The organism is Streptomyces sp. XM83C (assembly GCF_023072675.1).
GTDB classification, from domain to species: Bacteria; Actinomycetota; Actinomycetes; order Streptomycetales; family Streptomycetaceae; genus Streptomyces; species Streptomyces thermocoprophilus.
In genome coordinates this window covers 1-1511 of record NZ_JALLGL010000556.1, presented here as the reverse complement: position 1 = coordinate 1511, position 1511 = coordinate 1, and the positions used below count along the sequence as shown (strand labels likewise).

The 1511-nt window shown below is 69.2% G+C and carries 1 protein-coding gene and 1 pseudogene; one reads left to right on the top strand and one right to left on the bottom strand.

The window, feature by feature from the left end; translation table 11 throughout:
• Window positions 1–193, bottom strand: a pseudogene (locus MTQ10_RS30310) (methylmalonyl-CoA carboxyltransferase); the annotation flags it as partial.
• A gap of 357 nt (window positions 194–550) precedes the next feature.
• Between MTQ10_RS30310 and MTQ10_RS30305 the strand changes: the two are divergent.
• The gene (locus tag MTQ10_RS30305) at window positions 551–1186 is read left to right on the top strand and encodes a YceI family protein (protein ID WP_247473861.1); all 636 of its coding nucleotides are present in this window, start codon (window positions 551–553) and stop codon (window positions 1184–1186) included.
• The last annotated feature ends 325 nt before the right edge of the window (window positions 1187–1511 follow it).

The following is a 1511-nucleotide window of genomic DNA, read 5'->3' as shown; positions in this document are numbered from 1 at the left end:
AGGAACCCGGGTCCAGGAGCAGCTCGATGCGCTCCCGTGCGGTCAGCTTGCCCTTCGCGTGCTGCGCCTGGGTCGCCTTCTCGCTCGGGCCGGCCAGCGCCTGCGCACGGATCTCGCGCAGCTCGGCCACCCGCCCGCGCGCGTCCGTCGGCTCACCGGTCGGCTCACCCGTCGTCTCTTCCAAAACGGTCATGTAGCGACCTTACGAAGCATGCCGAGGAAAGCGAGCCGTCGACTCCGTACAGTCTCGGGCGCGTTTTCCTGGTACCCCTGAACAGAACCATCGCGGGGTGCAGGCTTTCCGACTGCTGCGGGGGGCTCTGCGTTGTGGGGGTTCCACAAAGAGGGTGAGGGCCGGACACGGAGGAAGGCATACCGCCGACAGAGTGACGCCGGTTCGCGCGGCGGGGCCCGTCCGAGCGTAACGGTGGCCGAAAGCGCGCCGACACGCGACCTAGAGGTTGAAAGTTGAACGGAATGAGTCTACGGTCGAGAGTGCACACTGATTGAATCTTCAACAAGAATTCCTCTCGTCCCCAAGGAGCACTTCATGGGCATCTTCGGCCGCAAGAACACCGAGACCGCCGAGACCACCACCGACACCGCACCCTCCGCTGCCGAAACCGCCCTCCCCGTCAGCCCCGAACTGGCCGCCCTCACCGGCGACTACACGATCGACGCGGCCCACTCCACGCTCGGCTTCACCGCGCGGCACGCGATGGTGACCAACGTCAAGGGCAAGTTCCTCGACTTCAGCGGCTCGCTGTCCCTCGACGGCACCGACCCGTCCCGCTCCACGGCGTCCCTCGACGTCAAGATGGACAGCATCGACACCGGCTCCGCCGACCGTGACGGCCACCTGAAGAGCGCCGACTTCTTCCGCACGGACGAGTTCCCGACGATGACCTTCCGCTCCACCTCGGCGGAGGCGCTGGGCGGCGACGACTACCGCATCACCGGCGACCTGACGATCCTCGGCACCACCCGCCCCGTCACCATCGACCTGGAGTTCAACGGCGCCGCGAAGGACCCGTTCGGCAACGAGCGCGTCGGCTTCGAGGGAAAGGCCGAGATCCTGCGCTCCGACTGGGGCCTGACCTGGAACGCCGCGCTGGAGACGGGCGGTGTGCTGGTCTCCGACAAGATCAAGCTGAACTTCGACATCTCGGCCGTCCGCCAGGCCTGACGGGACGCGTACGGCCGCCGCCGCGGAAGGTGCGTGAGGTTTCGTCGTTCACCGCGGGCCGGCGGGGCCGGGCGCGCAGTGTGCCGCGCCCCTGAAGGCCTGCGGCGGCTTGCCGGTGCGGGCGGGTGGTTGCGGCGGCGCCACCCGCCCGTGGGTGAGCGGCGCCGAGCCGGCGTGCCGAAGCCCGCGGGCACGAGTCCCGTCGAAGCGCGGGAACCCGTCCGGTCCCCGGAAGCCGTACCGGCGAACCCGGCGCCGACGATGCGATGCGCGCCGACTACGCCCGCGCCCTCGACACCTACGAGGAGGCCAAGTCCCTGATGGC